The 23,334-nt window shown below is 60.0% G+C and carries 18 protein-coding genes; 6 read left to right on the top strand and 12 right to left on the bottom strand.

Going from position 1 to position 23,334, the window contains the following annotated elements; genetic code table 11:
- Window positions 1-586: 586 nt before the first annotated feature.
- Window positions 587-898 (top strand): DUF3077 domain-containing protein, encoded by a 312-nt coding sequence (locus tag PMI34_RS03965; RefSeq protein ID WP_008053268.1) that lies wholly within the window; start codon window positions 587-589, stop codon window positions 896-898.
- Between the two features lie 344 nt (window positions 899-1,242).
- Here PMI34_RS03965 and PMI34_RS28860 read toward each other — a convergent pair whose 3' ends face one another.
- From PMI34_RS28860 to PMI34_RS03955, 4 genes are all read right to left on the bottom strand, one after another.
- The gene (locus tag PMI34_RS28860) at window positions 1,243-1,722 is read right to left on the bottom strand and encodes a hypothetical protein (protein WP_157222735.1); all 480 of its coding nucleotides are present in this window, start codon (window positions 1,720-1,722) and stop codon (window positions 1,243-1,245) included.
- Between the two features lie 114 nt (window positions 1,723-1,836).
- Window positions 1,837-2,202, bottom strand: a complete 366-nt coding sequence (locus PMI34_RS0127540; protein ID WP_032829874.1) for a hypothetical protein — start codon at window positions 2,200-2,202, stop codon at window positions 1,837-1,839.
- A complete protein-coding gene (locus PMI34_RS03960; protein WP_008053269.1) occupies window positions 2,199-3,170 on the bottom strand; it encodes a hypothetical protein in 972 nt (323 codons plus the stop codon). The genes PMI34_RS0127540 and PMI34_RS03960 overlap by 4 nt, the downstream gene beginning before the upstream one ends.
- 11 nt (window positions 3,171-3,181) lie before the next feature.
- The gene (locus PMI34_RS03955; protein WP_008053271.1) at window positions 3,182-3,670 is read right to left on the bottom strand and encodes an Hcp family type VI secretion system effector; all 489 of its coding nucleotides are present in this window, start codon (window positions 3,668-3,670) and stop codon (window positions 3,182-3,184) included.
- Between the two features lie 872 nt (window positions 3,671-4,542).
- Between PMI34_RS03955 and PMI34_RS03950 the strand changes: the two genes are divergently transcribed.
- The 4 genes from PMI34_RS03950 to PMI34_RS03935 are packed head-to-tail and all read left to right on the top strand — an operon-like array spanning window position 4,543 to window position 9,669.
- A complete protein-coding gene (locus tag PMI34_RS03950; protein ID WP_008053272.1) occupies window positions 4,543-5,019 on the top strand; it encodes a formate dehydrogenase subunit gamma in 477 nt (158 codons plus the stop codon).
- Window positions 5,019-6,578, top strand: coding sequence for a formate dehydrogenase beta subunit (locus tag PMI34_RS03945; protein ID WP_008053273.1), 1,560 nt, complete (start codon window positions 5,019-5,021; stop codon window positions 6,576-6,578). The genes PMI34_RS03950 and PMI34_RS03945 overlap by 1 nt, the downstream gene beginning before the upstream one ends.
- Window positions 6,575-9,451 (top strand): formate dehydrogenase subunit alpha, encoded by a 2,877-nt coding sequence (gene fdhF, locus PMI34_RS03940; RefSeq protein ID WP_008053277.1) that lies wholly within the window; start codon window positions 6,575-6,577, stop codon window positions 9,449-9,451. The genes PMI34_RS03945 and fdhF overlap by 4 nt, the downstream gene beginning before the upstream one ends.
- A complete protein-coding gene (locus tag PMI34_RS03935; RefSeq protein ID WP_008053279.1) occupies window positions 9,448-9,669 on the top strand; it encodes a formate dehydrogenase subunit delta in 222 nt (73 codons plus the stop codon). Before fdhF ends, PMI34_RS03935 begins: the two co-directional genes overlap by 4 nt.
- Before the next feature lie 131 nt (window positions 9,670-9,800).
- Here PMI34_RS03935 and PMI34_RS03930 read toward each other — a convergent pair whose 3' ends face one another.
- The 8 genes from PMI34_RS03930 to PMI34_RS03895 all read right to left on the bottom strand — a co-directional run bounded on the left by PMI34_RS03930 (window position 9,801) and on the right by PMI34_RS03895 (window position 21,785).
- Window positions 9,801-10,145 carry a potassium channel family protein gene (locus PMI34_RS03930; RefSeq protein ID WP_008053281.1) on the bottom strand — a complete coding sequence of 115 codons (345 nt, stop codon included), beginning with the start codon at window positions 10,143-10,145 and terminating at the stop codon, window positions 9,801-9,803.
- Between the two features lie 228 nt (window positions 10,146-10,373).
- Window positions 10,374-12,017, bottom strand: coding sequence for a fatty acid--CoA ligase (locus PMI34_RS03925; RefSeq protein WP_008053282.1), 1,644 nt, complete (start codon window positions 12,015-12,017; stop codon window positions 10,374-10,376).
- Between the two features lie 24 nt (window positions 12,018-12,041).
- Complete coding sequence (locus PMI34_RS03920) at window positions 12,042-13,820, bottom strand: acyl-CoA dehydrogenase C-terminal domain-containing protein (RefSeq protein ID WP_008053284.1); 1,779 nt, start codon at window positions 13,818-13,820, stop codon at window positions 12,042-12,044.
- Window positions 13,821-13,826: 6 nt separating this feature from the next.
- Window positions 13,827-16,346: an efflux RND transporter permease subunit gene (locus tag PMI34_RS03915; protein ID WP_008053286.1), complete on the bottom strand. Its 2,520-nt coding sequence runs from the start codon at window positions 16,344-16,346 to the stop codon at window positions 13,827-13,829.
- 16 nt (window positions 16,347-16,362) lie between these two features.
- Entirely contained in the window at window positions 16,363-17,454 is a 1,092-nt protein-coding gene (locus PMI34_RS03910; RefSeq protein WP_008053288.1) for a WD40/YVTN/BNR-like repeat-containing protein, read from the bottom strand.
- 236 nt (window positions 17,455-17,690) lie between these two features.
- Window positions 17,691-19,049, bottom strand: a complete 1,359-nt coding sequence (locus PMI34_RS03905; protein WP_008053289.1) for a DUF1329 domain-containing protein — start codon at window positions 19,047-19,049, stop codon at window positions 17,691-17,693.
- Window positions 19,050-19,090: 41 nt separating this feature from the next.
- Window positions 19,091-21,094: a DUF1302 domain-containing protein gene (locus PMI34_RS03900; protein WP_008053291.1), complete on the bottom strand. Its 2,004-nt coding sequence runs from the start codon at window positions 21,092-21,094 to the stop codon at window positions 19,091-19,093.
- Window positions 21,095-21,218: 124 nt separating this feature from the next.
- On the bottom strand, window positions 21,219-21,785 hold the full coding sequence (locus PMI34_RS03895) for an RBBP9/YdeN family alpha/beta hydrolase (protein WP_032829877.1): 567 nt from the start codon (window positions 21,783-21,785) through the stop codon (window positions 21,219-21,221).
- Window positions 21,786-22,140: 355 nt separating this feature from the next.
- Between PMI34_RS03895 and PMI34_RS03890 the strand changes: the two genes are divergently transcribed.
- Window positions 22,141-23,175 (top strand): AraC family transcriptional regulator, encoded by a 1,035-nt coding sequence (locus tag PMI34_RS03890; protein WP_008053295.1) that lies wholly within the window; start codon window positions 22,141-22,143, stop codon window positions 23,173-23,175.
- Window positions 23,176-23,334 lie beyond the last annotated feature (159 nt).

Below are 23,334 nucleotides of genomic sequence, written 5' to 3' on the forward strand. Positions count from 1 at the left end.
GCTGTTTGAGGTCTGGTGGCAGCGATTACAGATTAGTCGATAAGCAGAGCTGCCAACGGTAGGAGCGCGCGATTATGAGGTAAATCCTCAACGACCCGAAGCGCAAATATGTAACCTGCGGACAGATGGCATTGCCCTTTTCCAGAGCCCCGCTGCGCCGTCATCGCGCGGATATCCCAAAGACTGACTACATAATCACCCAGCGCTCTCGAAGGTTGCAGCAAAACGATCTGCACGTTACCCTCCCACCGTCGCTGCCAATTCAGCGACCGGGTGTGGAAACCCGTGTAATTCAAGGCGCAACAGCGCCCCCATCACGTCTGCCGGCGCTTTTTTTATGCCTGCGGCGTGAGTTATGGCGGCTGTGCGTGGGACGTCTTCGGGCGTGCCGGTTTCCTTGATTCCCGGTTTTCCACCCTGCGCACAGCTGTCACCCATTCGTGTGGAAACGAACGTGGCAGCTCCTAATATCAAGGAGTTGGATAATGCGCAGTATCAATCCGTTTGAAATTTGGCTTTTCTCTCTATGCGATTCCCAATCGCGTAATGCCCTTCCCCATTGCCTCTCCAACCTTGGAGGTGGCCAATGACTGAACAACCTGAACTCAAAACCATCGGCCTGACACCCGCGATCTACTGTGCGGATCAAGCGCTGTTTCATGTCACTCGCGGGGTTCCTCTCGGCGATGCGTTGTCCATGGCCTCCGATTTTCTGTTCCTGGCCAAGACGCTCACTGAAGATGCTGCTTATGCCAGAGACACCGACCGTCACGCCTGGGCGGCGCATTATCTGACTTCGATGAGCAAGGCGTTGGTGGATGATGCGGTGAAGGTGCTGACTCGGGATCGGGATATTGAGTTGGCGTCCAAGCGGACGGGGGCTAAGGCTGGGGGGTAGTGGGCGACGCGCCGGGATAGCTTTTGGTTTCAAGTGTCAGGCGTGATGTTGTGAGGGCGGGCTTGGTTGCGAAGGGTGGGGCATTCAGCAGGACATGTGAATGTCTTGCGTTTTTCGCGAGCGGGCTCGCTCCTACAAAGGATTTGGTTTCAGCTCGGTTTTTTGTGGTGGCTGGGCTGGCGTTATCGCCAGCAGGCTGGCTCCTACAAAAATTTTGTATGGTGGCCGGGAATTGGGATTGGCCCCGAGGGCAGATCTATTTTAACTTGTGTAATAATTCTATCTCCATTTTTAATACGGAGCGGAAAGAAAAATAGACACCCAAGCAAGGTAGTAGGCTAACCTTAATTAAATAACCTGTAGTGAAAGTCGCTACCAAAAAAAATAATTATTGAATACAAAAACAATCCTGCACACAGACTGATGTTCATTATTTTCTCATACACCTTTCCATTAGAACAATTATTGACCGCAATGATAGATAAAGTACCCACCGAGAGCAGAATCAGCGACAGCGCTGGCAATGCAACCCCCAAACCGTTGAACTCCAATAACCTGGATCGCACTCGACTTCCATAAGGCAGCACGATGTGTTTGAAATAAATTGCATAACCGGCCAATGTTAAAAAAAAGACAGAAATAACGCTAAGCACAACCGTTAAGCGGAGTTTTTGCGCCCTCGACACAATAGCTCCCACTCGCTCATGCCTTGATTTTCTGCATCCATAGCAGAGACCGCCTTTAATTCCTCTTGAGTTTTCTTCATTTATCGCACCGCAACACCTGCATTTTCTTGCTATTGGCTTAACTTTTCCACGAGCCATCAGTCAGCGCCCTTCGTTATATATAACTTGCCGCTAGCACTTCCTTCCTGCTATAGAGGGTAAAAGCCAGGTCAGCACAAAGGTAATAAGTACGCCTTTTATTACGCACTAGAATCAAAGAACCAAAAGCCAATAGATAAACGCCGCAAATAACGAGAAACCACTTACAACCCATGGCACCAATAACTTTCGCTTTAGGTCAATCGGCAGATTCAACAACTCATCTTTTTCTACGAGGCCACGCTTTTCACAGAGTCTAGGAATCAAAAACATTAGTGCCATTGCGCAATTCCTGATGAGCAGCCCCATCAAACCCGCATGGGAAAGCACCTTGCGATTATTCTCTACAAACTTACTTTTATTAAGATAACTTTCCACCAACTCAGTAAAACGATATGAAGACAAAAGAATCCAGCACGCTGATACGACTCCAAGAAGAAGTATCGATATTACGATGATCGACAGCGCAACATTACTCATTGTGGAAAGAGCTCATAAATAACTTCTCCACCGGACTCTCCTATTTTTTCACCTATCTCACCTCCATAATAGCCGCCAACGCCTCCCCCAATGACTGCACATGCTAGCGCACCTGGGCCGCCGGTGACGGTGCCTAAGACCACAGTGCATCCTAACATCGCCATACCAGCTCCGACGGATCCACCCACAGTTCCGAAGGAAAGACTTCCAGCCAGTTTGCCAGCTTCAACATATTTAGCTTTTCTGCACTGTACTTCGCGCCCAGTGGTACACGCGGCGTAGATAGATGTTCCTGTTGCAGCCACATTCAGACCTATGCCCAAGTAGGTACCTGATTTCATGAAACGCGAAGCTCTCGCCACGCCGTTAATGGTTTCTGCATAGCCTGCTATCACCCCGGAGTGCAAATAGCTTCTCGTGGATATCCCAAGCATATTTTTTATAGAGCCTTGGTTGCGCAGGCCTGAACCATATTTGGCAAAAGCTTTCAGTTGATTATCAAGCTTTTCAAATAGTGCCTTGCGCTTTGCGTAAAAATCATCTCGAGCCTTAGGCGCCCCGTTTCTAAGGTGATCGCGATGGGCCGCTTCAATATCTTCAAGGGTTTGTTTGATACCATCGAGGTGTTTACCCCACGCACCGCCAACGCTACCTATCCCAATAGATGAATGCCCAAGCGCTTTTGTTATGAACTCATGATTTTCTACTAAAAAACCATCACCCTGCATTCCATTGGCCATCAGTGCCAAATGAACTTCAGACGCCTTCTTCATGTAGAACGCTTCTTCGGCCGTACACGAAGGTGTTGAATTATCACCTACGATTATCAGCTCACCTGGCAGCACTACCGCATTGACAACATGCACATTCAATACATCAAACTTCGACATTGAGTTTTTACCAAGCTGCAATGTCGACTTCAAATATGAATAAGGCTGCATTCTTGGATTTATAAAGGTCGCTGGCATTAGTGGCGATCTCAGGAGTATTTTTTATTGTTGATGCGATCCCAACCGCCCGCTACGTTACCTCCGCCGGCACCATCCGTTCGTTTTTGCTGGGTGTAGATTGTTTTGATGCGACCGTAGTTCAAGCTGAGACTTTCAGTAGGCACGCCATCATTTGCATGTTGTGAGTAGCTGGAAATGATGACTTCTTCCAACGTGATCTCAAAATACTTCTGTTTCTCGCCTCCGGCGCGATGCAGTGTCAATACAACTTCCTTCAAATGATCACCTGCACAGCTGATCTCTATGAGCTTACAACTGGACTTGTCCAGGTTCTTGGTGAACGTGAAGTCGCTAACGGTCGTGCGCCCCGATGAGGCGCCACCTGCCGAGCTGGCTGTAGCAGAAGTGCCTTGGTGAGTGCCGAAGCTGTATCCGGTAATTTCTATCCAGTCCTTGTGTTGCTCATCAAGCGCTTCGCCTGGAATACCTTCGATTTTGATAAAAGCGTCAAACGCCATACGACCTCTCCTTGGCAAGTAAAATTTGCAGGAGGGAATCTACGTTCTTCCAGGCAGGTATGACTCATCCATAAGCCGCTAATGGGCGAAATCAGATTTTTCCTACTCCGTGTTGGCTCTGACCTGTAGGACGCGCAAACATAGACGACTGAGACTCAACTTCATTACTCATTTCTAGCGGGATTGAGGCAGTGGTGGATGATGTGATGAAAGTGTCGGTGCGGGATCGAGATAATGGGCTGGCGTCTAAGCGGGTGGGGGCTAAGGCTGAAGCTTAGTGGTTGAGGCCTGTGGGGTGTGGGTGGCTTGCTAGGGTGGCAGCTGATTCAGCTTTTGTGTTGGCTGGGCTGGCGCTTTCGCGGGCAAGCCCGCTCCCACAGGGATTGCGGTGCACCTTCGGTATTGATGTTGGCTGGGCTGGCGCCATCGCGAGCAAGCTCGCGCCTACAGGGGTTGTGCGTTGGGGCTGCAGCGGAATACTTCAGCGCGTCTGCTCCGTAGAATTGGCCACGGCTCTGATGCTTCTTCTCACCTGTATTGCTTGCTATACATCAGCCATCGACAGGCCCTCCGGGCATTAGGCCAGTGCGTGAACGCCCCGTGCACCACTCATCTAGACTTAATGGATAGTCGTAGGCAGAACCGAGCACGTCGCTTTGGTGCAGGTCGATCAATAGCAGCGTGGCAAGCTGCCCTTTATGCCCAGTAGAGGTGCGGCGAAGACCGTGCCGGGCACAACAAGATGCCCGCTCAGGGTGCCCTGGCCAACGGCCTGAATTGCCACGATACCGTGACGTGGTGTGAGTGCCGCAGCCGACACTTTCGGACGACCGACAACCAGATGGTTTGTCCGTGACCGTGAGGATTGCTGAATGCCTGATGAGATGTTGCACCTGCCTGTGGTCAACAGTCTGCTGGAGCGCCACAAGGGTACTCCGGGTGCGCTGTTGCCCATTCTTCATGATATTCAGGAGCGCATCGGTTATATCCCCGATGTCGCCGTGCCCGAGATTGCCCATGCCCTGAACCTGAGCCAGGCCGAGGTTCGTGGGGTGATCAGTTTTTACCATGACTTCCGTACCGCGCCGCCTGCGCGGCATATCCTGCGGCTGTGTCGGGCCGAGTCGTGCAAGAGCCGTGGTGCCGAGCAGTTGGCTGCGCAGTTGCGTGAGCGTCTGCAACTGGATGACCACGGTAGTAGCGCCGATGGCAGCATCAGTTTGCGGCCGGTGTATTGCCTTGGGGCCTGTGCCTGCTCGCCCGCTCTGGAGCTGGATGGTCGGGTGCATGCGCGGCTGAGTGCCGAGCGTCTGGATGCGCTGCTCGACGCTTGCCGGGAGGACGCGTGATGCCGACTCTTTATCTGCCCTGTGATTCTCTTGCCCGTGCTGTGGGCGCCGACGAGGTCTCAACAGCCCTGATCACACAGGCGAAGGAACGCAATCTGCCACTGGAGCTTCAGCGCACCAGTTCGCGCGGCCTGTATTGGCTGGAACCGCTGCTGGAAGTTGACAGCCCGCAAGGTCGTATCGGCTTCGGCCCGCTGACGGCTGCCGATGTACCGTCCGTGCTCGACGCACTCCAAGGCGAACCGACTACCCATCCACTGGCCTTGGGCCTGGTGGAAGAATTGCCTTATCTGAAGACTCAACAACGCCTGCTATTCGCCCGCGCTGGCATTACCCGGCCGTTGTCGCTGGAGGATTACCGGGCCCACGGCGGTTTCGAGGGTTTGACCCAGGCCATCGCCATTGGCGGCGAGCAGACCGCGACGGCGGTGTTCGATTCGGGCCTGCGTGGCCGTGGCGGCGCGGCCTTCCCTGCCGGGATCAAATGGCGCACGGTGCGCGGCACTCAAGCTGCGCAGAAATACATCGTGTGCAACGCCGACGAAGGTGACTCTGGCACCTTTGCCGATCGCATGTTGATGGAAGGTGACCCTTTCCTGCTGATCGAAGGCATGGCGATTGCCGGCATTACCGTCGGTGCCACCTTCGGCTACATCTACGTACGCTCAGAGTATCCGGATGCCGTGGCCACGCTGCGTGCAGCGTTGAACATCGCCCGGGAAGCCGGTTACCTGGGCGCCGATGTCGGCGGCAGTGGCCAGGCCTTCGATATGGAAGTACGCGTCGGGGCCGGTGCTTACATCTGCGGTGAAGAAACCGCGCTGCTGGACTCTCTCGAAGGCAAGCGCGGGATCGTTCGCGCCAAGCCACCGATTCCTGCGTTGCAGGGCCTGTTCGGCCAGCCGACGCTGGTGCACAACGTGCTGACCCTGGCCTCGGTGCCGCTGATTCTGGCCAAGGGGGCGCAGTTCTATCGCGATTACGGCATGGGCCGTTCCCTGGGCACTATGCCCTTCCAGTTGGCTGGCAATATTCGTCACGGCGGCCTGGTGGAACGGGCCTTTGGCCTGACCCTGCGGGAACTGGTGGAAGACTACGGCGGAGGGACCGCCAGTGGTCGTCCGCTGAAGGCTGCGCAGGTGGGCGGCCCGCTCGGCGCCTGGGTGCCACCTTCGCAATTCGACACGCCGCTGGATTACGAAGCCTTTATGGCCATCGGCGCGATGCTCGGTCACGGTGGTGTGGTGGTAGCGGACGACACCTTGGACATGGCCCATATGGCGCGTTTCGCGATGGAGTTCTGCGCCGAGGAATCCTGTGGCAAATGCACGCCTTGCCGCATCGGCTCGACCCGCGGCGTCGAGGTGATCGATCGCCTGCTGGCCGCACCGGACCAGAGCGGTCGCGATGAGCAGGTGATCATCCTCAAGGACCTCTGCGACACCCTGCAATACGGTTCGCTGTGCGCGTTGGGCGGCATGGTCTCGTTTCCGGTCGCCAGCGCCCTCAAGCACTTCCCCGCCGACTTCGGCTTGCAGCCCTCGGAGGCCGAGCAATGATCACTCTCTTCGACCCGAAAACCGATATCGATCTGGGCACCCCTGCCCGCGACAGCCAGGTGCAAGTCACCCTGAACATCGATGGCCGCAGCATCAGCGTGCCCGAAGGCACCTCGGTGATGCACGCCGCCGCACTGCTGGGCACGACCATTCCCAAGCTGTGTGCCACCGACAGCCTGGAACCTTTTGGCTCCTGCCGCATGTGCCTGGTGGAGATCGACGGCATGCGCGGATACCCGGCGTCCTGCACCACGCCGGTCAGCGAAGGCATGAGCGTGCACACCCAGACGCCCAAGCTCGCGACGCTGCGGCGCAATGTCATGGAGTTGTACATCTCCGATCACCCGCTGGACTGCCTGACCTGCTCAGCCAACGGCAACTGCGAACTGCAAACCGTGGCCGGTCAGGTCGGCCTGCGGGAGGTGCGTTACGGCTATGAGGGCGACAACCATCTGGCCGACGTGAAGGACACGTCCAACCCGTACTTCGACTACGACCCGAGCAAGTGCATCGTCTGCAACCGCTGCGTGCGTGCCTGCGAGGAAACCCAGGGCACCTTCGCCCTGACCATTACCGGGCGCGGTTTTGAATCCCGGGTGGCCGCTGCCGGTGGCGAGAACTTCCTCGACTCCGAATGCGTGTCCTGCGGCGCCTGTGTGCAGGCTTGCCCCACCGCAACGCTGATGGAAAAAAGCGTGGTCGAACTGGGCCAGCCCGAACGCAGCGTGATCACCACCTGTGCCTATTGCGGGGTGGGCTGTTCGTTCCGCGCCGAGATGAAAGGCGACCAACTGGTGCGCATGGTTCCGGACAAGAACGGCCAGGCCAACCACGGCCATTCTTGCGTCAAAGGGCGCTTTGCCTGGGGCTATGCGACCCACCCGGATCGCATCACCAAGCCGATGATCCGCAAGCACATCAGCGACCCTTGGCAGGAAGTCAGCTGGGATGAGGCGGTGACCTACGCCGCCAGCGAATTCCGTCGGCTGCAGCAAAAATACGGCCGCGACTCCATCGGTGGCATTACCTCCAGCCGCTGCACCAACGAAGAAACCTACCTGGTGCAAAAGCTGGTGCGCGCCGCCTTCGGCAACAACAACGTCGACACCTGTGCGCGGGTCTGCCACTCGCCGACCGGTTATGGCCTGAAGCAAACCCTGGGCGAGTCCGCCGGTACCCAGAGTTTCGACTCGGTGATGCAGGCCGACGTGATCCTGGTGATGGGCGCCAACCCCAGCGACGCCCACCCGGTGTTCGCCTCCCAACTCAAACGCCGCCTGCGTGAAGGCGCGCGGCTGATCGTCATCGACCCACGACGCATCGATCTGGTGGATACGGTGCATGCCCGTGCCGAATTTCACCTGGCCCTGCGCCCTGGCACTAACGTCGCCATGCTCAATGCGCTGGCCCACGTAATCGTCACTGAAGGCCTGCTCAACCAGGCCTTTATCGACGCCCGTTGCGAGGGTAGCGATTTCGCGATCTGGAGTGAGTTCGTCAGCCGCGCGGAAAACTCGCCGCAAGCCCTTGGCCCTGTCTGTGGTGTGCCCGCTGCCGATATCCGTGCCGCTGCTCGCCTGTATGCCACCGGCGGCAACGCGGCGATCTACTACGGCCTTGGCGTCACCGAACACAGTCAGGGCAGCACCTCGGTGATGGGCATCGCCAACCTGGCCATGGCCACCGGCAACATCGGCCGCGAAGGCGTGGGCGTGAACCCGCTACGCGGGCAGAACAACGTGCAGGGCTCCTGTGACATGGGTTCCTTCCCCCACGAGCTACCCGGTTACCGGCACATCTCCAACGAAGCAGTACGGGCGCAGTTTGAACAAGCCTGGAACGTCACCCTGCAACCCGACCCGGGCCTGCGCATCCCCAACATGTTCGAGTCGGCCCTGGCCGGCAGTTTCAAGGGTTTGTATTGCCAGGGCGAAGACATCGCCCAGAGCGATCCGAATACCCAGCACGTCACCGCGGCCCTGTCGGCCATGGAGTGCGTGGTGGTGCAGGATATTTTCCTCAACGAAACCGCCAAGTTCGCCCATGTGTTTCTGCCAGGCTGCTCGTTCCTGGAAAAGGACGGCACCTTCACCAACGCCGAGCGACGCATCTCCCGGGTGCGCAAGGTCATGGAGCCGCTGGGCGGCAAGGCCGACTGGGAAGGCACCGTGGCCCTGGCCAATGCCCTGGGTTATCCGATGAACTACAAACATCCGTCGCAAATCATGGATGAGATCGCCAGCCTGACGCCGACCTTCACCAACGTCAGCTACACCGAACTGGATCGCCACGGCAGCCTGCAATGGCCGTGCAACGCCGAGGCACCGGACGGCACGCCGACCATGCACATCGAAGAGTTTGTGCGCGGCAAGGGGCGCTTCATGCTCACCGGTTACGTGCCCACCGAGGAGAAGGTCAACAGTCGCTACCCGCTGCTGCTGACCACCGGGCGCATCCTCAGCCAGTACAACGTCGGCGCCCAGACCCGGCGTACCGACAACGTTGCCTGGCATGACGAAGATCGTCTGGAAATCCACCCGACCGACGCCGAGAGCCGTGGTATCAACGAAGGCGACTGGGTCGGCATCGGCAGCCGCGCCGGGCAGACCGTGCTGCGGGCGCGGATCACCGAACGGGTCGCCCCGGGCGTGGTGTACACCACCTTCCACTTCCCGGAATCGGGCGCCAACGTGATCACCACCGACAACTCCGACTGGGCCACCAACTGTCCGGAGTACAAGGTCACTGCCGTGGAGGTCAGCCGCGTCTACCACCCTTCGGAGTGGCAGAAGCGCTTCCAGGAGTTCAGCGATGAACAGCATCGTCTGCTCAAGGACCGGGCCCGTGGCGCCAAAGCGGAGGTACGCCGATGAGCACGGACAACCTGATCAAGATGGCCAACCAGATCGCCCAGTACTTCGCCAGCCAGCCGGACCAGCAACAGGCGGTGCTCAGCGTGCGCAATCATATGCAGATGTACTGGGCGCCGAGCATGCGCAAGGAGTTGCTGGCCTGGCAGACGGAACATAAAGGGGCGGACTTGCACCCGCTGGTACAGGCGGCGGTGACTGGGGCGGGTTGGGAGGCTTAGCCTGCCGGCTGCAAAAAACTGTGGGAGCGGGCTTGCTCGCGAAGGCGTCAGTCCAGGCAACATTGATGTTGAATGTACTGGCCCCTTCGCGAGCAAGCCCGCTCCCACAGGAGAGTGCGTGTTGGTTGCCTCTATTCTTTGTCCTTCCGTGACGCCGTCACCGTCACTTCAATCGCCCGGACACTGATCGCCGCAAATGTCGCCGTCATCAGCACCCCATTGAAACCCAGCAAGATCGCCAGCACTCGTGACACGCCCAGTTTGGGCACCAGTTCTCCATAACCGATGGTCAGGCCGGTCACGAAGGCAAAGTAGACGCCGTCATACGGGCTCCACCCTTCGAGGTGGGCGATGATGAGGCCGAACGCAATGATCACTAGCAGCAATATCGAGAAGATCGGCCACACCACTTTGAAGTAGTACCAGACGGCCTTGTAGAACTCGTGGCGGACGCTTGATGCACGGGTGAGGTTCATGTCGTGGGCTTCCTGGGGTTTGACTGATGCACGGCGGTTCAACACCCCGTTCAGCTTGGCACAAGCGCTGAAAACCGCGACCAACGGGGCGTTATCTCTGGCCAGAACTATGACAAAGATGACGCCCCACAAACTATCCAGAAACCGCCCGCTATTGGATTCCTTGTAGGAGCGAGCTCGCTCCTACAAAAAAATTGCCATCATCGGTGGTGATGGCAGGTTTATCCCTCAGTTCGCTTCCGTTTCCCGGATCAGCTTCTTGTTGATCTTGCCGACGCTGGTCTTGGGGATTTCGGCGACGAACTTGAATTGCTTGGGGATCGCCCATTTGTTGATGCGGCCGCCGTCGACGAAGGCTTGCAAATGCACCTCCAGAATCTTGCGGTCCAGGTATTGCCCCGGCTCGCACACCACCATGGCCATGGGCCGTTCGCCCCACTGCTCATCGACGATGCCCACCACCGCGACGGACATGACGGCCGGGTGTTCGCTGATCAGGCTTTCCAGTTCCAGGGAGCTGATCCACTCGCCGCCGGTCTTGATCACGTCCTTGATACGGTCCTTGATTTCCACGCCGCCCAGTTTGTCGATCGAGGCCATGTCGCCGGTGTGCAGCCAGCCGTTGTGCCACAGCTCCGCGCCTTTGTCCGGGGCTTTCAGATAGCCCTGGGTCAGCCACGGTGCGCGCACCACGATCTCACCCAGGGACTCGCCGTCATGGGCCACGTCGTTGCCCTCGGCGTCGATGATCTTCAGGTCGACCATCGGCACCGGGGTGCCGGTCTTGATGCGGATCGGCAGCTGGGCTTCGGCGGATAGCTGAAGGTCCTCGTCGCGCAGGTAGGTCAGGCACAGCAACGGGCAGGTTTCGGACATACCGTAACCGGCGTGCACCACCATGCCCTTGGCATTGGCTTCGCTGGCCACGCCCAGGGTCAGCGCGCTGCCGCCCAGGAGCATTTTCCAGCCGTCGAAACGGGTCGCCTTGCCTTCTTCACAGTTGAGGATCATCTGCAAGATGGTCGGCACGCAGTGAGAGAAGGTCACCTTCTCTTCGCGGTACAGCTTGACCAGGCTATTGGGTTCGTAGCGGCCAGGGTAGACCTGCTTGATGCCCATCAGCGTCGCGACGTACGGCACGCCCCAGGCATGCACATGGAACATCGGCGTGATGGGCATGTACACGTCGTCGGAACGCAGCAGCGGCTGGCCCTGATAGACGCCCAGGGTGCCGACGGCATTCAGGGTGTGCAGCACCAGTTGCCGATGGCTGAAGTACACGCCTTTCGGGTCGCCGGTGGTGCCGGTGGTGTAGAACAGCGTGGCGACCGAGTTCTCGTCGAAATCGGGGAAGTCGTACTGGTCCGGGGCCAGGGACAGCAGTTGCTCGTACTCGCCCAGTACCGGCAGCGAGGTGGTGGTCGCCTCGTCATCGGTGAGCTGCAGGTAGCCTTTTACGGTTTCCAGCCGATCGTGGATCTGCTCGACCAGGGGCAGGAAATCATCATGCACCAGCACCAGGTCATCCTCGGCGTGGTTCATGGTGAACAGCACCTGCTCCGGCGACAGGCGAATGTTCACTGTGTGCAGCACCGCGCCGATCATCGGCACGGCGAAGAAGCATTCCAGGTAGCGGTGGCTGTCCCAGTCGAGCAAAGCCACCGTGTCACCGGCCTTGACCCCGGCCGCCGTCAGCGCATTGGCCAGGCGGCGAATACGTTTGTTGAGGGTCTGGTAGCTGTAGCGCAGCTTGTCGGCGTAGACGATTTCCCGGCCCGGCTCGTAGCGCACGCCGGACAGCAGCAGTTGCTTGATCAGCAAGGGATAGGCATAGGCGCCGTCGGCGGGCGGAATTATTTTTGTCGCCATCATGTTTAAGGTTCCTTGTCCTTTCGATCAGAACTGATCGGCTTGCAGCTCGTAGAGGCAGTCGCTGCCGGCCTTGGCCGATGCGCTCAACGAGTGGATACGCGGCAGCAACCGGGCGAAGTAGAAACGCGCGGTGGCCAGTTTGCTGGTGTAGAAATCGTCCTCGGCATCGCCGCTCATGACGGCCTTGGCCATGCGCGCCCACATGTAGGCGTACGCGGTGTAGCCGAACACGTGCAGGTACTCGACCGAGGCCGCACCGATTTCGTTCGGGTTGTTTTGTGCCCGGTCCAGCAGCCACGCGGTCAGTTCGTCGAGGGTGTCGACGGCGGCGTTCAACGGCTGGGTGAACTCGCCGAGGTCCGCGCCGGCGCTGGCGGTGAATTCGCGGATTTGCGAAGCGAACAAGCGGTACAGCGCCCCGCCGCTGCCGACGATCTTGCGCCCGGCCAGGTCCAGGGACTGGATGCCGTTGGTGCCTTCGTAGATCTGGGTGATGCGCACGTCGCGCACCAGTTGCTCCTGGCCCCATTCGCGGATGTAGCCGTGGCCGCCGAACACCTGTTGGCCGTGGATGGTGGTTTCCAGGCCCATGTCGGTGAGAAATGCCTTGGCCACCGGGGTCAGCAGCGATACCAGATCCTGCGCGCGCTGGCGTGTCGGTGCGTCTTCGCTGTACTTGGCGATGTCCAGTTGCAGGGCCACGTAGCTGGAGAACGCACGACCGCCTTCGTTCAAGGCTTTCATGGTCAGCAGCATGCGACGCACGTCCGGATGCACGATGATCGGGTCGGCCGCTTTGTCCTTGTGCTGCGCGCCGGTCGGTGCGCGGCTTTGCAGACGGTCACGGGCGTAGGCGACGGCGTTCTGGTACGAGCGCTCGCCCTGGGCCAGGCCCTGGATACCCACGCCCAGACGCTCGTAGTTCATCATGGTGAACATGGCCGCCAGGCCTTTGTTCGGTGCGTCGACGATCCAGCCGGTGGCGCCATCGAAGTTCATCACACAGGTGGCGGAGGCCTTGATGCCCATCTTGTGTTCGATGGAGCCGCAGGACAGCGCGTTGTTTTCACCCAGCGAACCGTCGGCGTTGACCAGCACTTTCGGCACCAGGAACAGCGAGATGCCTTTCGGGCCGGCCGGTGCATCGGGCAATCGCGCCAGCACCAAGTGGATGATGTTCTCGGTCAGGTCGTGCTCGCCGCCGGTGATGAAAATCTTGCTGCCGCTGACCTTGTAACTGCCATCGGCCTGGGGTTCGGCCTTGGTGCGGATCAGGCCCAGGTCGGTACCGGAATGGGCTTCGGTCAGGCACATCGAACCGGTCCAGGTGCCGGCGTACATGTTCGGCAAGTAAGCCGCTTTCAGTTCTTCGCTGGCGTGGGCCTTGATCGACAGACAGGCGCCGGCGGTCAGCATCGGGTACAGGCCGAACGACAGGCTGGCCGAGTTGACCATCTCTTCGACCTGGGCCGAAATGGCCTTGGGCATACCCATGCCGCCGTACTGCGGATCACCGCCGACACCCACCCAACCGCCTTCGGCGAAGGCTTGATAGGCCTGGGCAAAACCGTCCGGGGCGGTGACCGCGCCGTCGTTCCAGGTGCAGCCCTGTTCGTCGCTGGCGCGGTTCAGTGGCGCGATCACTTCGCCGCTGATCTTGCCGGCCTCTTCGAGGATGGCGGCGGCGGTCTCTTCATCGATCACGTCGGCCAGGCCGGGCAATTGTGCCCAGAGCCGGGACACCTGGAAAACCTCGTTGAGTACGAAGCGCATGTCGCGCAGGGGAGCTTTGTAATCAGACATCTTGGCTTACTCGGAAGTGGTCACGGCATGGGGCATGCCGGGACGTTCAGTGGATTCAGTGTTTACGGCTGCCGCGACAGAACCAGGCTGAGGGGCCCGTTCGCGCAGCAGGAAGTAGGACAGGGCCGGAATGAGGATCAGCGCGCCGAGCATGTTCCACAGGAACATGAAGGTCAGCAGGATGCCCATGTCGGCCTGGAACTTGATCGGCGACCAGACCCAGCACACCACGCCGGCGGCGAGGGTGATGCCCACCAGCCCGACCACCCGGCCGGTGAACGACACGGCATTGCGGTAAGCCTGGGACAGCGGCAGGCCCTGGCGCTGGAAGTGCAATTGCACGCTGAGCAGGTACAAGGCGTAGTCCACGCCGATGCCCACGCCGAGGGCGATCACCGGCAGGGTCGCGACTTTCACGCCGATGCCCATGGCCACCATCAAGGCTTCGCAGAGGATCGAGGTCAGCACCAGGGGCAACAGCGCCACCAGCGTGGCCCGCCAGCTGCGGAAGGTGATCAGGCAGAACAGCGTCACCGCCGCGTACACGTACAGCAGCATGGTGCGGTTGGCTTCACGCACCACGATGTTGGTCGCGGCTTCAATACCGGCAGTACCGGCAGCGAGCAGGAACTGGCGATCCGCGGTGCTGTTTTCCTTGGCGAACTTGTCGGCAATCGCCACCACCGCGTCCAGGGTTTCAGCCTTGTGATCCTTGAGGAAGGTGATCACCGGCATCAGCGAGCAATCGGTGTTGAACAGCTCCGGGGAGTTGACCGAGGCCTGCTGGGCGGCGTAGTTGAGCACGTCCTGGTTGCGCTGGATGCTGTTGAGCTTGGGGTTGCCCTCATACGTACCGGCAGTGATCTGGCGCACTGCGTTGACCAGGGACGCGGTCGCCTGCACGCCCGGATACTGTTGCAGCTCCCAGGCCAGGCGGTCGGCGAGCACCAGGGTCTTGTAGTTCAGGCAGCCTTCCGGCGCGGTCTTGATCATCACTGCGAACAGGTCGCTGGACAGCGCGTAATGCTGGGTGATGTAGGCGTTGTCGCGGTTGTAGCGCGAGTCGGCGCGCAGCTCCGGCGCCCCGCTTTCCAGGTCGCCGATCTTCAGGTTCAGGCTGACCATGAAACCGCCAATGCCCATCAACACCGCGACCAGAACGGCACCCGTGGCCCATTTGGCGGTGGTGAAGCGATCGAGCGCGTCCCACAGTTTGCCGAAGCCTTTGTGCTTCTCTGCGCGGTTGTCGATTTTCAGCGCACGCTCGGCGGCTTTCGCGCCGACACCGACATAGGACAGGGCCACCGGCATCAGCAGCAGTGAGGTGAAGATCAGCACCGCAACACCGATGCTGGCGGTGATTGCCAGGTCCTGGATCACCGGAATGTCGATCAGCATCAACACGGCGAAGCCCACGGCGTCGGCCAGCAGCGCGGTGACACCGGCGATGAACAGACGGCGGAAGGTGTAGCGCGCGGCGATCAGCTTATGGGTGCCACGGGCGATGTCCTGCATGATGCCGTTCATCTTCTGCGCCGCGTGGGACACACCGATGGCGAAGATCAGGAATGGCACCAGCACCGAGTACGGATCGATGGCGTAGCCGAGCCAGGCGACGATGCCCAGTTGCCAGACCACCGCGATCAGCGAGCAGCCGACCACCAGCAGGGTGCTGCGCACGCAACGGGTGTAGGCGTAGATGATGGCCAGTGACGTGACGACGGCCAGGCCGAAGAACATCATCACCTGGATCAGGCCGTCGATCAGGTCGCCCATGAGTTTGGCGAAGCCGATCACCCGCACCTTGTAATGGCCGGTGCCTTCGACACCGGATTTTCGCGCAGCGCTGTCGCCGGCGTATTCGATCTTGTCGCGCAACTGCTCTTCGAGCATCTGCGAGAACGCGTGGTAGTTGATGCGTTGGCCACCGGCCGCGGCTTTGTCCAGCAGCGGCACGATCAGCATGGTCGACTTGAAATCGCTGGCCACCAGGCTGCCGACGATGCCGGCGCGGGAGATGTTCTGGCGCAACTGCTCGATCTGCTCAGGTTGCCCCGAGTAGGTGTCGGGCATAACCGGGCCACCCTGGAAACCGTCCTCGGTGACTTCGGTCCAGCGCACGGCCGGGCTCCACAGCGACTTCATCCACGCACGGTCGACGCCTTCGGTGAGGAAAAGCTGGTCGTTGACCTGCTTGAGCACGTCGAGGTACTCGGGGTCGAAAATATCGCCCTGGGTGTTCTCGACCACCACCCGCACCGAGTTGCCCAACCCGCGCAACGACTGGCGGTTTTCCAGGAAGTTCTGGATGTAGGGTTGGCTCTGGGGAATCATTTTTTCGAAGCTTGGGCGCAGCTCCAGGCGAGTCACGGCCATGAAGCCCAGCACCACGGTGGCCAGCGCCATCAACAGCATGAACAGCGGGCGGTAGTTGAACACCAGCCGTTCGAGAAGGTTGCCGGAGCGGTGGTCGAAATCCCGCAGTTCGCGGATCACCGGCATGGCGTCTTGTTTGATATTGCCCATGTCTGGGTTCTCGCTCTTAGGGTTCGAGGGCTGGATCGGCGGACAGCGTCCGGGCACCACGGCTGCCGGCCAGCACCAATGCGCCATCGGCGGACTGGGTGGCACCGGCGACCGGGGTCGGTGCCGGTTGCTGTTTCAGATGCAACTGCGCGCCCGTCCCTTGGCTGACCAGCATCTGCCCGCCCTGGGTGAACAAGCGATAATTGCCACGGGCATCGATCAGGCCCGCGGTGATGCTGACGTGCAGGCCAGTGTCCAGTGAGGTCCAGCTCTGGCCGCCGTCGGTGCTGCGCAGCACATTGCCGCGCAGGCCGTAGATCAGCACTTCGCCAGGCTTGCCGAGCACACCGAAGAAGCTGCCTTGATAAGGCGTCGGCACGGCATTGAAGCGTTGGGCGCTGTCGTCCCACTTGAGCAGCAGGCCTTGCTCGCCAGCGATGTACACACCGTCGCCGGTGGAGGCGATGGCGTTGAGGTGGAAACCCTGGGGGTTGTCGGTGCGGTCCTGGAATGGCGTCCAGGTCAGGCCACCGTCGTCGGTGCGCAGGATCAGGTTGAATACCCCGACCACATAGCCGGTCTTGTCGTTGGCGAACCAGACGTCGAGCAGCGGTTTGTCCGCGCCCTGATCGGCTAGTCGTTGGCCTTCCATAGCCAACTGGGGCCATTGCTCATTGCCCGGTTCGGCGCTGGCCAGCGCCGTGTAATGCTTGACCAGCAAGGCGCCGATCTGACGACCGTCGAGCTGCTTTTGCCAGGTCGCGCCGGCATCGCTGCTGTGCAGCACCACGCCGTCATTACCCACCGCCCAGCCTTGGGTGGTGGTCGGAAAATTCACCGCAGTGAGGTCGGCACTGGCCGGTACGGCGGCCTGTTGCCAGTGGTTTCCCGAATCATCGGAAAACAGAATATGGCCACGCTGGCCGACGGTAATCACACGCCCACCGGCGCGGGTCATACCGGACAACGGGCTTTTGATGGCCAAGGCACTGACCCTGGCGGGCAGGTCCAGCACATCGACGTAATCGGCCGCCTGGGCGATGCCCTGCGAAAGGCCGAGCACAACGCCTAACGCCAGCTGCAACATATTATTTTTATACGAACACATACTGCGTCCTCTTCGGAAAACCGCGTCGAGGCACACCTGCGTGTACCTGACGGTAAAACCTCACGCCGTGCAGGTCATGCCGTTTGCAGGAGCGAGCTTGCTCCGGGCGGCGAACCGACGATGGGCGTTAACGATGACGCGGGGAACCTGGTTCCCCGCGGTGTTCTTGCGTCCATCGCGAGCGAGCTCGCTCCTACAGTGCCGGTGGATCGTGCGAGCGCGTTTTTGCGGTTGGCTTAGCGAATACCGGCACCGGCCAGGGATTCCGAAGACCACTGGGCCTTGGAGAGCGGCTCGATGTACTTGATGCCGCCGTAAGGGCCGACTACACCGTTGATGTTGTACGAACCACCCACCAGGTCGTAGATCATGAAGGGCGTCGAATCCGGAACCTGCTTGTCGTAGCTCTGGCTCAGGAAGGCGAAGGAACCGCGATAGAGCTGACCACGGGCGTCATATTGATCCGAGGCCAAAGCGGTCCAGCTGTCTTCGTCGAGGTAGAAGCGGCGCTTGGCGTAGATGTGACGGGCACCGGCCTTGAGGTTGCCTTCGACGACCCATACACGGTGTTTTTCCCAACGCACGAAGTCCGGTGACAAGTGATTGGCGGTGGTCAGCGACTTCGGATCCTGGACGTAGGTCAGCTTGTAGGTGTTGTAAGGCACGATCATTTCTTGCTTGCCGACCAGTTTCCAGTCGTAGCGATCCAGCGCACCATTGAACACGAACACGTCATCGTAGGTGCCCGCACCTGCGGTGCCAGGGTTCGGCGTGTCGTAAGCCAGGCTCGGCGCCAGTTTCACCCGACGCTGGCCCGGCAGGTACTGCCAGGCGCGACGCGGTTGCTGCAACGGGTTGGCGGCGTCCTTGAGCATGATCGCCTCACCGGCGCGGCGCGCAGGGCCGGTGTACGCCAGCTTCATCTGGTAGTACACGTCGGCGCTGCTGATCGGCTGCGACAGGTTTTCATAGATCGGGTAGGAAATGTTCGCTTGCCCGGTGGTCGCCAGGCTAGGAACGCCCGCGGAGTCAACGTTCCAGGAGTCGTACTTGGAGCTGATGCTGACGCCTTGGTAGCGCAACAGGAAGTTCCACATCGCTTCGTTGCCCGACTGCGGAATCGGGAATGGAATGCCCGGCAGCACGTTGTCGATGGCCAGGCCACCTTCCAGGGACTTGGCGCCGCTGGCGTTCTTCACGCCGTTATCCAGAATCGCTTGAGGCAGCGACACGGTGCGGTGCGTCGGGAACACGTCGACACGGAATGTCGGGAAACGCTTGGCCAGTTCTACCGTGGTCGCCGTGAGCAGGCCCTTGTACTGATCGACGTTCTTGCCGTCGATCACCAGCACAGGCTTTTCACTGGCAAACGGATCCGGGCGCATGCTGTCGCCGGCCTTGAAGCTGGCCGGCGGCGTGGTCAGGCCACCGTTGTAGGCAGGAATGGAACCATCAGCGTTCCCGGCTTTTTCAGCCCCTGCCTGGGTCAGGCTGGTGCCAAGCTTGGCAGCTTCCTGAGGTGAAACAGCAGCCTGTGCCTGAGCGGCGAAGACCATGGCCAGCGAAGCGGCCAACACGGTTTTTACAAATTTCATCTTGTTATTCTCCTGCTTGCGTTAAGCAAATCAGTGGTGAATCAGAATGTAGTTTTCATCGTCAGGTACACGGCGCCACGGTCCTCAGTCGTGGCACCACCTCCGGAGAAGGACGAGTAGCCGCCGGCGTAACAGGCGTAGTTTTCGTTGCCGCTAAAGGCGTTCGGGGTGGAGCCGTCACCACCGGTTGGGCCGGTGCTTACACCGCTCTTGTTGCACTTGTCGGTCTGGCCAAAGGAGTCCACGTACTTCAGGTCGACAAAGTATTTGTTGTACACAACGGCACCGATGCCCACGGCATAGTTGCCGGTGTCCTTGGCACCGCCACCGGAGACCGGCGACACACCGTCGAGACCGACGTTGACCGACATCGGCGCGTTGAGATCGACACCCGGGAATACCTGGTACCAGGTCGGTGTGAAGTTGACTGCCAGCCCCCAGTTGTCACGGGTCGGCGCGTCGATACCGCGATAGCTGCCCTTGCCTTTGTAGAGCGCCTCGTTTTCGCTATCGAGCTTGAGCAGGTTGCTGTAGTACAACTCGGCCAGCACGGTTGCCTGGTCGAACACAGGTGTTTTAGGCAAGGTCATCAGACCGTTGAGCGTCCAGTGCAGGGTGTCACCGGTGGCGCTCATGCTGTCGCCACGGCTCGGGGTGTCATAGACCACACCGGTGGCGTCCGTACGCGCTGGCAGCAGGCCAAGCCCTTGACCCAGGCCCAGCGGGCTGCGGGTACTGACGATCGCCGGGATACTGGCCAGCGGCATGTTGTGACGGACGTTCAGGTCCGAACCCACGCTGATTCCACCCACGTCCTTGGACAGGCTCAGGCCAAGGATCTTGATGTTGTCGGCATAGGCCAGTTGATAGGTGGCGGTGTCCAGCGAATTGAGGGTATTGATCACCGCAGGCACTTGCCCCGCCGGACGGGTGCCGTTCGGGTTGGCCGAGGTAATACCCCTGGCGTCCAGCCAGGCTTGTGGCAGGATTTCCGAGGTTTCGCGGTAGTAGACGCCGAGGGTGCCATCCAGCCACGCCGGCGACCATTTGGCCATGACGCCCCAGTCGCCGCTGTCATGCGGGGTCAGGTCCTTGCCACGACGCACATTGGTCAAGGCGTTGCACGGCGCCAGGCCACAACCCAGCGGGCTGCCCGGTACCACGCCGTTGGTGTTGCCCAACAGGAACGATTGCGCGCCGAAGCCAACCAGGTCGGAACCACCGTAATAGGTGCCCGCTTCCGGCAGGCGCGCGGCATCCCAATTGAGGAAATACTGGGCACCCACGGTCAGCTCGGGATTGACGGTGAACGTCATCGACAGCTGGTTACGCGGAACGAACAGTTCCTTGGCTTCGGTACCCGGCGACGCGGCAAGCTTGGCCAGGTCGAGGCCGGACTGGCCATAGCTGACCGAGTGCACCGGGTTGAGAATGGTCTCGCCCCAGAACACGTTGTGCTGGCCGGCCTTGGCGCTGAACATCGACTCCTCGCCCACTTCGGTGCTGTAGAACACGAAGGCATCGAGGATTTCGCCCGAAGGGCCGCTGTAGTAGCGCTGGGCATAATTGCTCAGGTGCGGGCTGCCGTTGCCGACGTTGTCATGGGTGACCCCGGCCAGGCGCGGATCGTTGGCGATCAGGCCCGAACGCGCATCGTTGCCGTTGACGAACGGGTTGGAGTTGGAACCGGTGTTGTCATAGGCCTTGTCGTACCAGCTGGCGGCGCTGACGCGAAAGCCCATGGCGTTCTTGTAGACCACGTCCATTTCGGTCAACAGGTCGATACGGTTGGTGATGTTGGTACCGGCCTTGCGGAAGTTGTAGTCGCCGTCGTTGTTGTTCGGCGTTCCCAACATGCGCTTGTCGGCGCTTTCGGTGCGCACGCCGTAGTTGTACTTGATGGTGTTATCCACGCGTACGTTCCAGTCCGGATTCCCCGTCTCGATCTCGGCTCCATGGGCCGCCGGTACGGTTGCCGCGAGAATGGCTGAGGCCAGCAAGGTGCAGCGTGGCGCGGTGAAGCCGTGACTCTTATTGTTGTGCATTGCGTTGTCTCCGCCTTTTTGTCTTTGTTTTAAGCGCAGCCGCCCTCGCACAAACCTCTTCGGGTTTGCGTTTAAGGAATGAGGGCAAATGCCGGTTGGCGTACTGCCAGTCCAGCTCCTTGTACTAGCGATCCAGCTCCAGGATGAGTGCTTCAGCTTGCTGCCAATGGCCAAATCCTGCGGCCGGATTGAGATGGCCGACTTCGCCCAGATTGAGCAACTCGGCGCCCCAGCCTTTTGCCATGCGGGTGACCGCAGCCAGACTGGCCAGGTGATCGTTGGTGCTGCCGGCCACGATGCTGCGAAATGGCAGCTGGCCTTGTGGCAATGGGTTCCAGCCCTGGCTACGCAGGGTTTCGGAAGATGGATAGTTCGACGGCCAGACCGCATCGAGGTCCGGTGGCGCGGCCAGCAAAGCGCCCTTGATCGGTCGGCTGTAGTGCGCAGCCCAGTGCGCGACCATCAGCACGCCGGCGCTGTGGGCCACCAGAATCACGGGCCCGTCGATTTGTTCGAGTTCGTGTTGAATCGCCCGCACACGGGCCATGCAGTCGAGCTTGTCGGTCTCTAGCGGCGCCACACTGCGCACGTTGCTCAGCCTGGCGGCAAGCAGTGTTTGCCAATGTTCGGCCACGTGCTCGCGCAGACCCGGAACGATCAGAATGGTGGCGGCAGTTTGCAGTTTGTCCACGGTCAACACCTTCGCTTTCTCGATAACTCGACTGGCTGTTTTCGCCAGGGGCTTTTTGTAGTGTCGACATTAAAGAGCGCCCACCCGAAGCGCTTTACATTGGACGTCAGGCACTTTTCTTTTGATGACAAATTGTCGGACACTTGGACAGTGCGACCACTGGTCTAAAAACCTCGCAGGTGGGCGCAAGGTCACTGTAATCAACGGATGAGCGCCGGTGGCTCCATGCAGCGTAGAAGATTGGTGACCGGACAGCATGAAATCCATCAACGACATGACAACTGTTCAACTGTTGATACGCTGGATATAGTCGCCACGCTCACGCCAAACGCCATCGGCCCAGGGAAGACTTTGCATGACCAAGCTTGTTCGCGCCGCCGTCTTGACCAACTACCTGGAGGTCACCCAGTACCTGGGTTTCAACCCGCGCGACGTGCTGGAAGCAGTCGGCTTGAGCAAGGCCCAACTGCAAGCCCCTGAACACCGCATCCATATCGATGCCGCCGTCCGCTTGCTGGAAGACTCGGCCACCGCCAGCGGCTGCCAGACCTTCGGCCTGAGCATGGCCGAGTCGCGCCAGCTCTCGGACTTCGGCGTGGTCAGCCTGCTGCTCAGCCACCAGCGCACCCTGCGCGATGCCTTGCAGGTCGTGGTGGATTACCGGCACCTGATGAATGACTCGCTGGCCATCTTCATTGAAGAGGCCGGCAAGATGGTGATCATTCGCGAAGAGGTGGTCACCGAAACGCCGATGCCCAGCCGCCAGGCCACGGAGTTGGCCATTGGCGTGATGTTCCGGCTGTGCTCTGCTCTGCTCGGCTCACACTGGCACCCCTACAGCGTCAACTTCATGCACCAGCCACCGGACAACCTGCACCTGCACCGCCGCCTGTTCGGCTGCAACCTGGAGTTCGGCAGCGAGTTCAACGGCATCGTCTGCCCTGACATCAGCCTGGACATGACCAACCCCAACGCCGACCCGGCCATGGCCCGCTACGCCCAGAGCTACCTCGACTCGCTGCAGAACCACGAAGGCACCTCGATGCTGTTCGAGGTGCGCAAGGCCATCTACCTGCTGCTGCCCATGGGGCGCGCCACCATCGAACAGGTGGCCCAGAGCCAGGGCATGAACGTACGCACCCTGCAACGCCGCCTCAAGGACGACAACTGCGCCTTCAACGACGTGATCAACGACGTGCGTCGAGACCTGGTGCTGCGTTACCTGGACAACCCGAACTACTCGCTCAGCCGGATTGCCGACATGCTCGGCTATTCGATGGCGAGTTCGTTTACGCGGTGGTTTATCAGTCAGTTCGGTATGCCGCCGGCTTCATGGCGTGCGCAAAAACAATCCACAGCAAAACCTGTCACCGGCCCGAAAGAATCCTGAGTCGACCGCACAAAAAAAACGGCGACTGCTGGTACAGTCGCCGCGAAAGACCGGTGTTTGTGACACCGGTCGAGAGCCGCACTGCGCGAGGAGTAGACGCAGTTCGGCTCTCTGTAGCAGCTGCCGAGCCTGCGAGGCTGCGTTCGGCTGCGAAGCAGT

It is taken from the genome of Pseudomonas sp. GM74, assembly GCF_000282455.1.
Lineage (GTDB): Bacteria > Pseudomonadota > Gammaproteobacteria > Pseudomonadales > Pseudomonadaceae > Aquipseudomonas.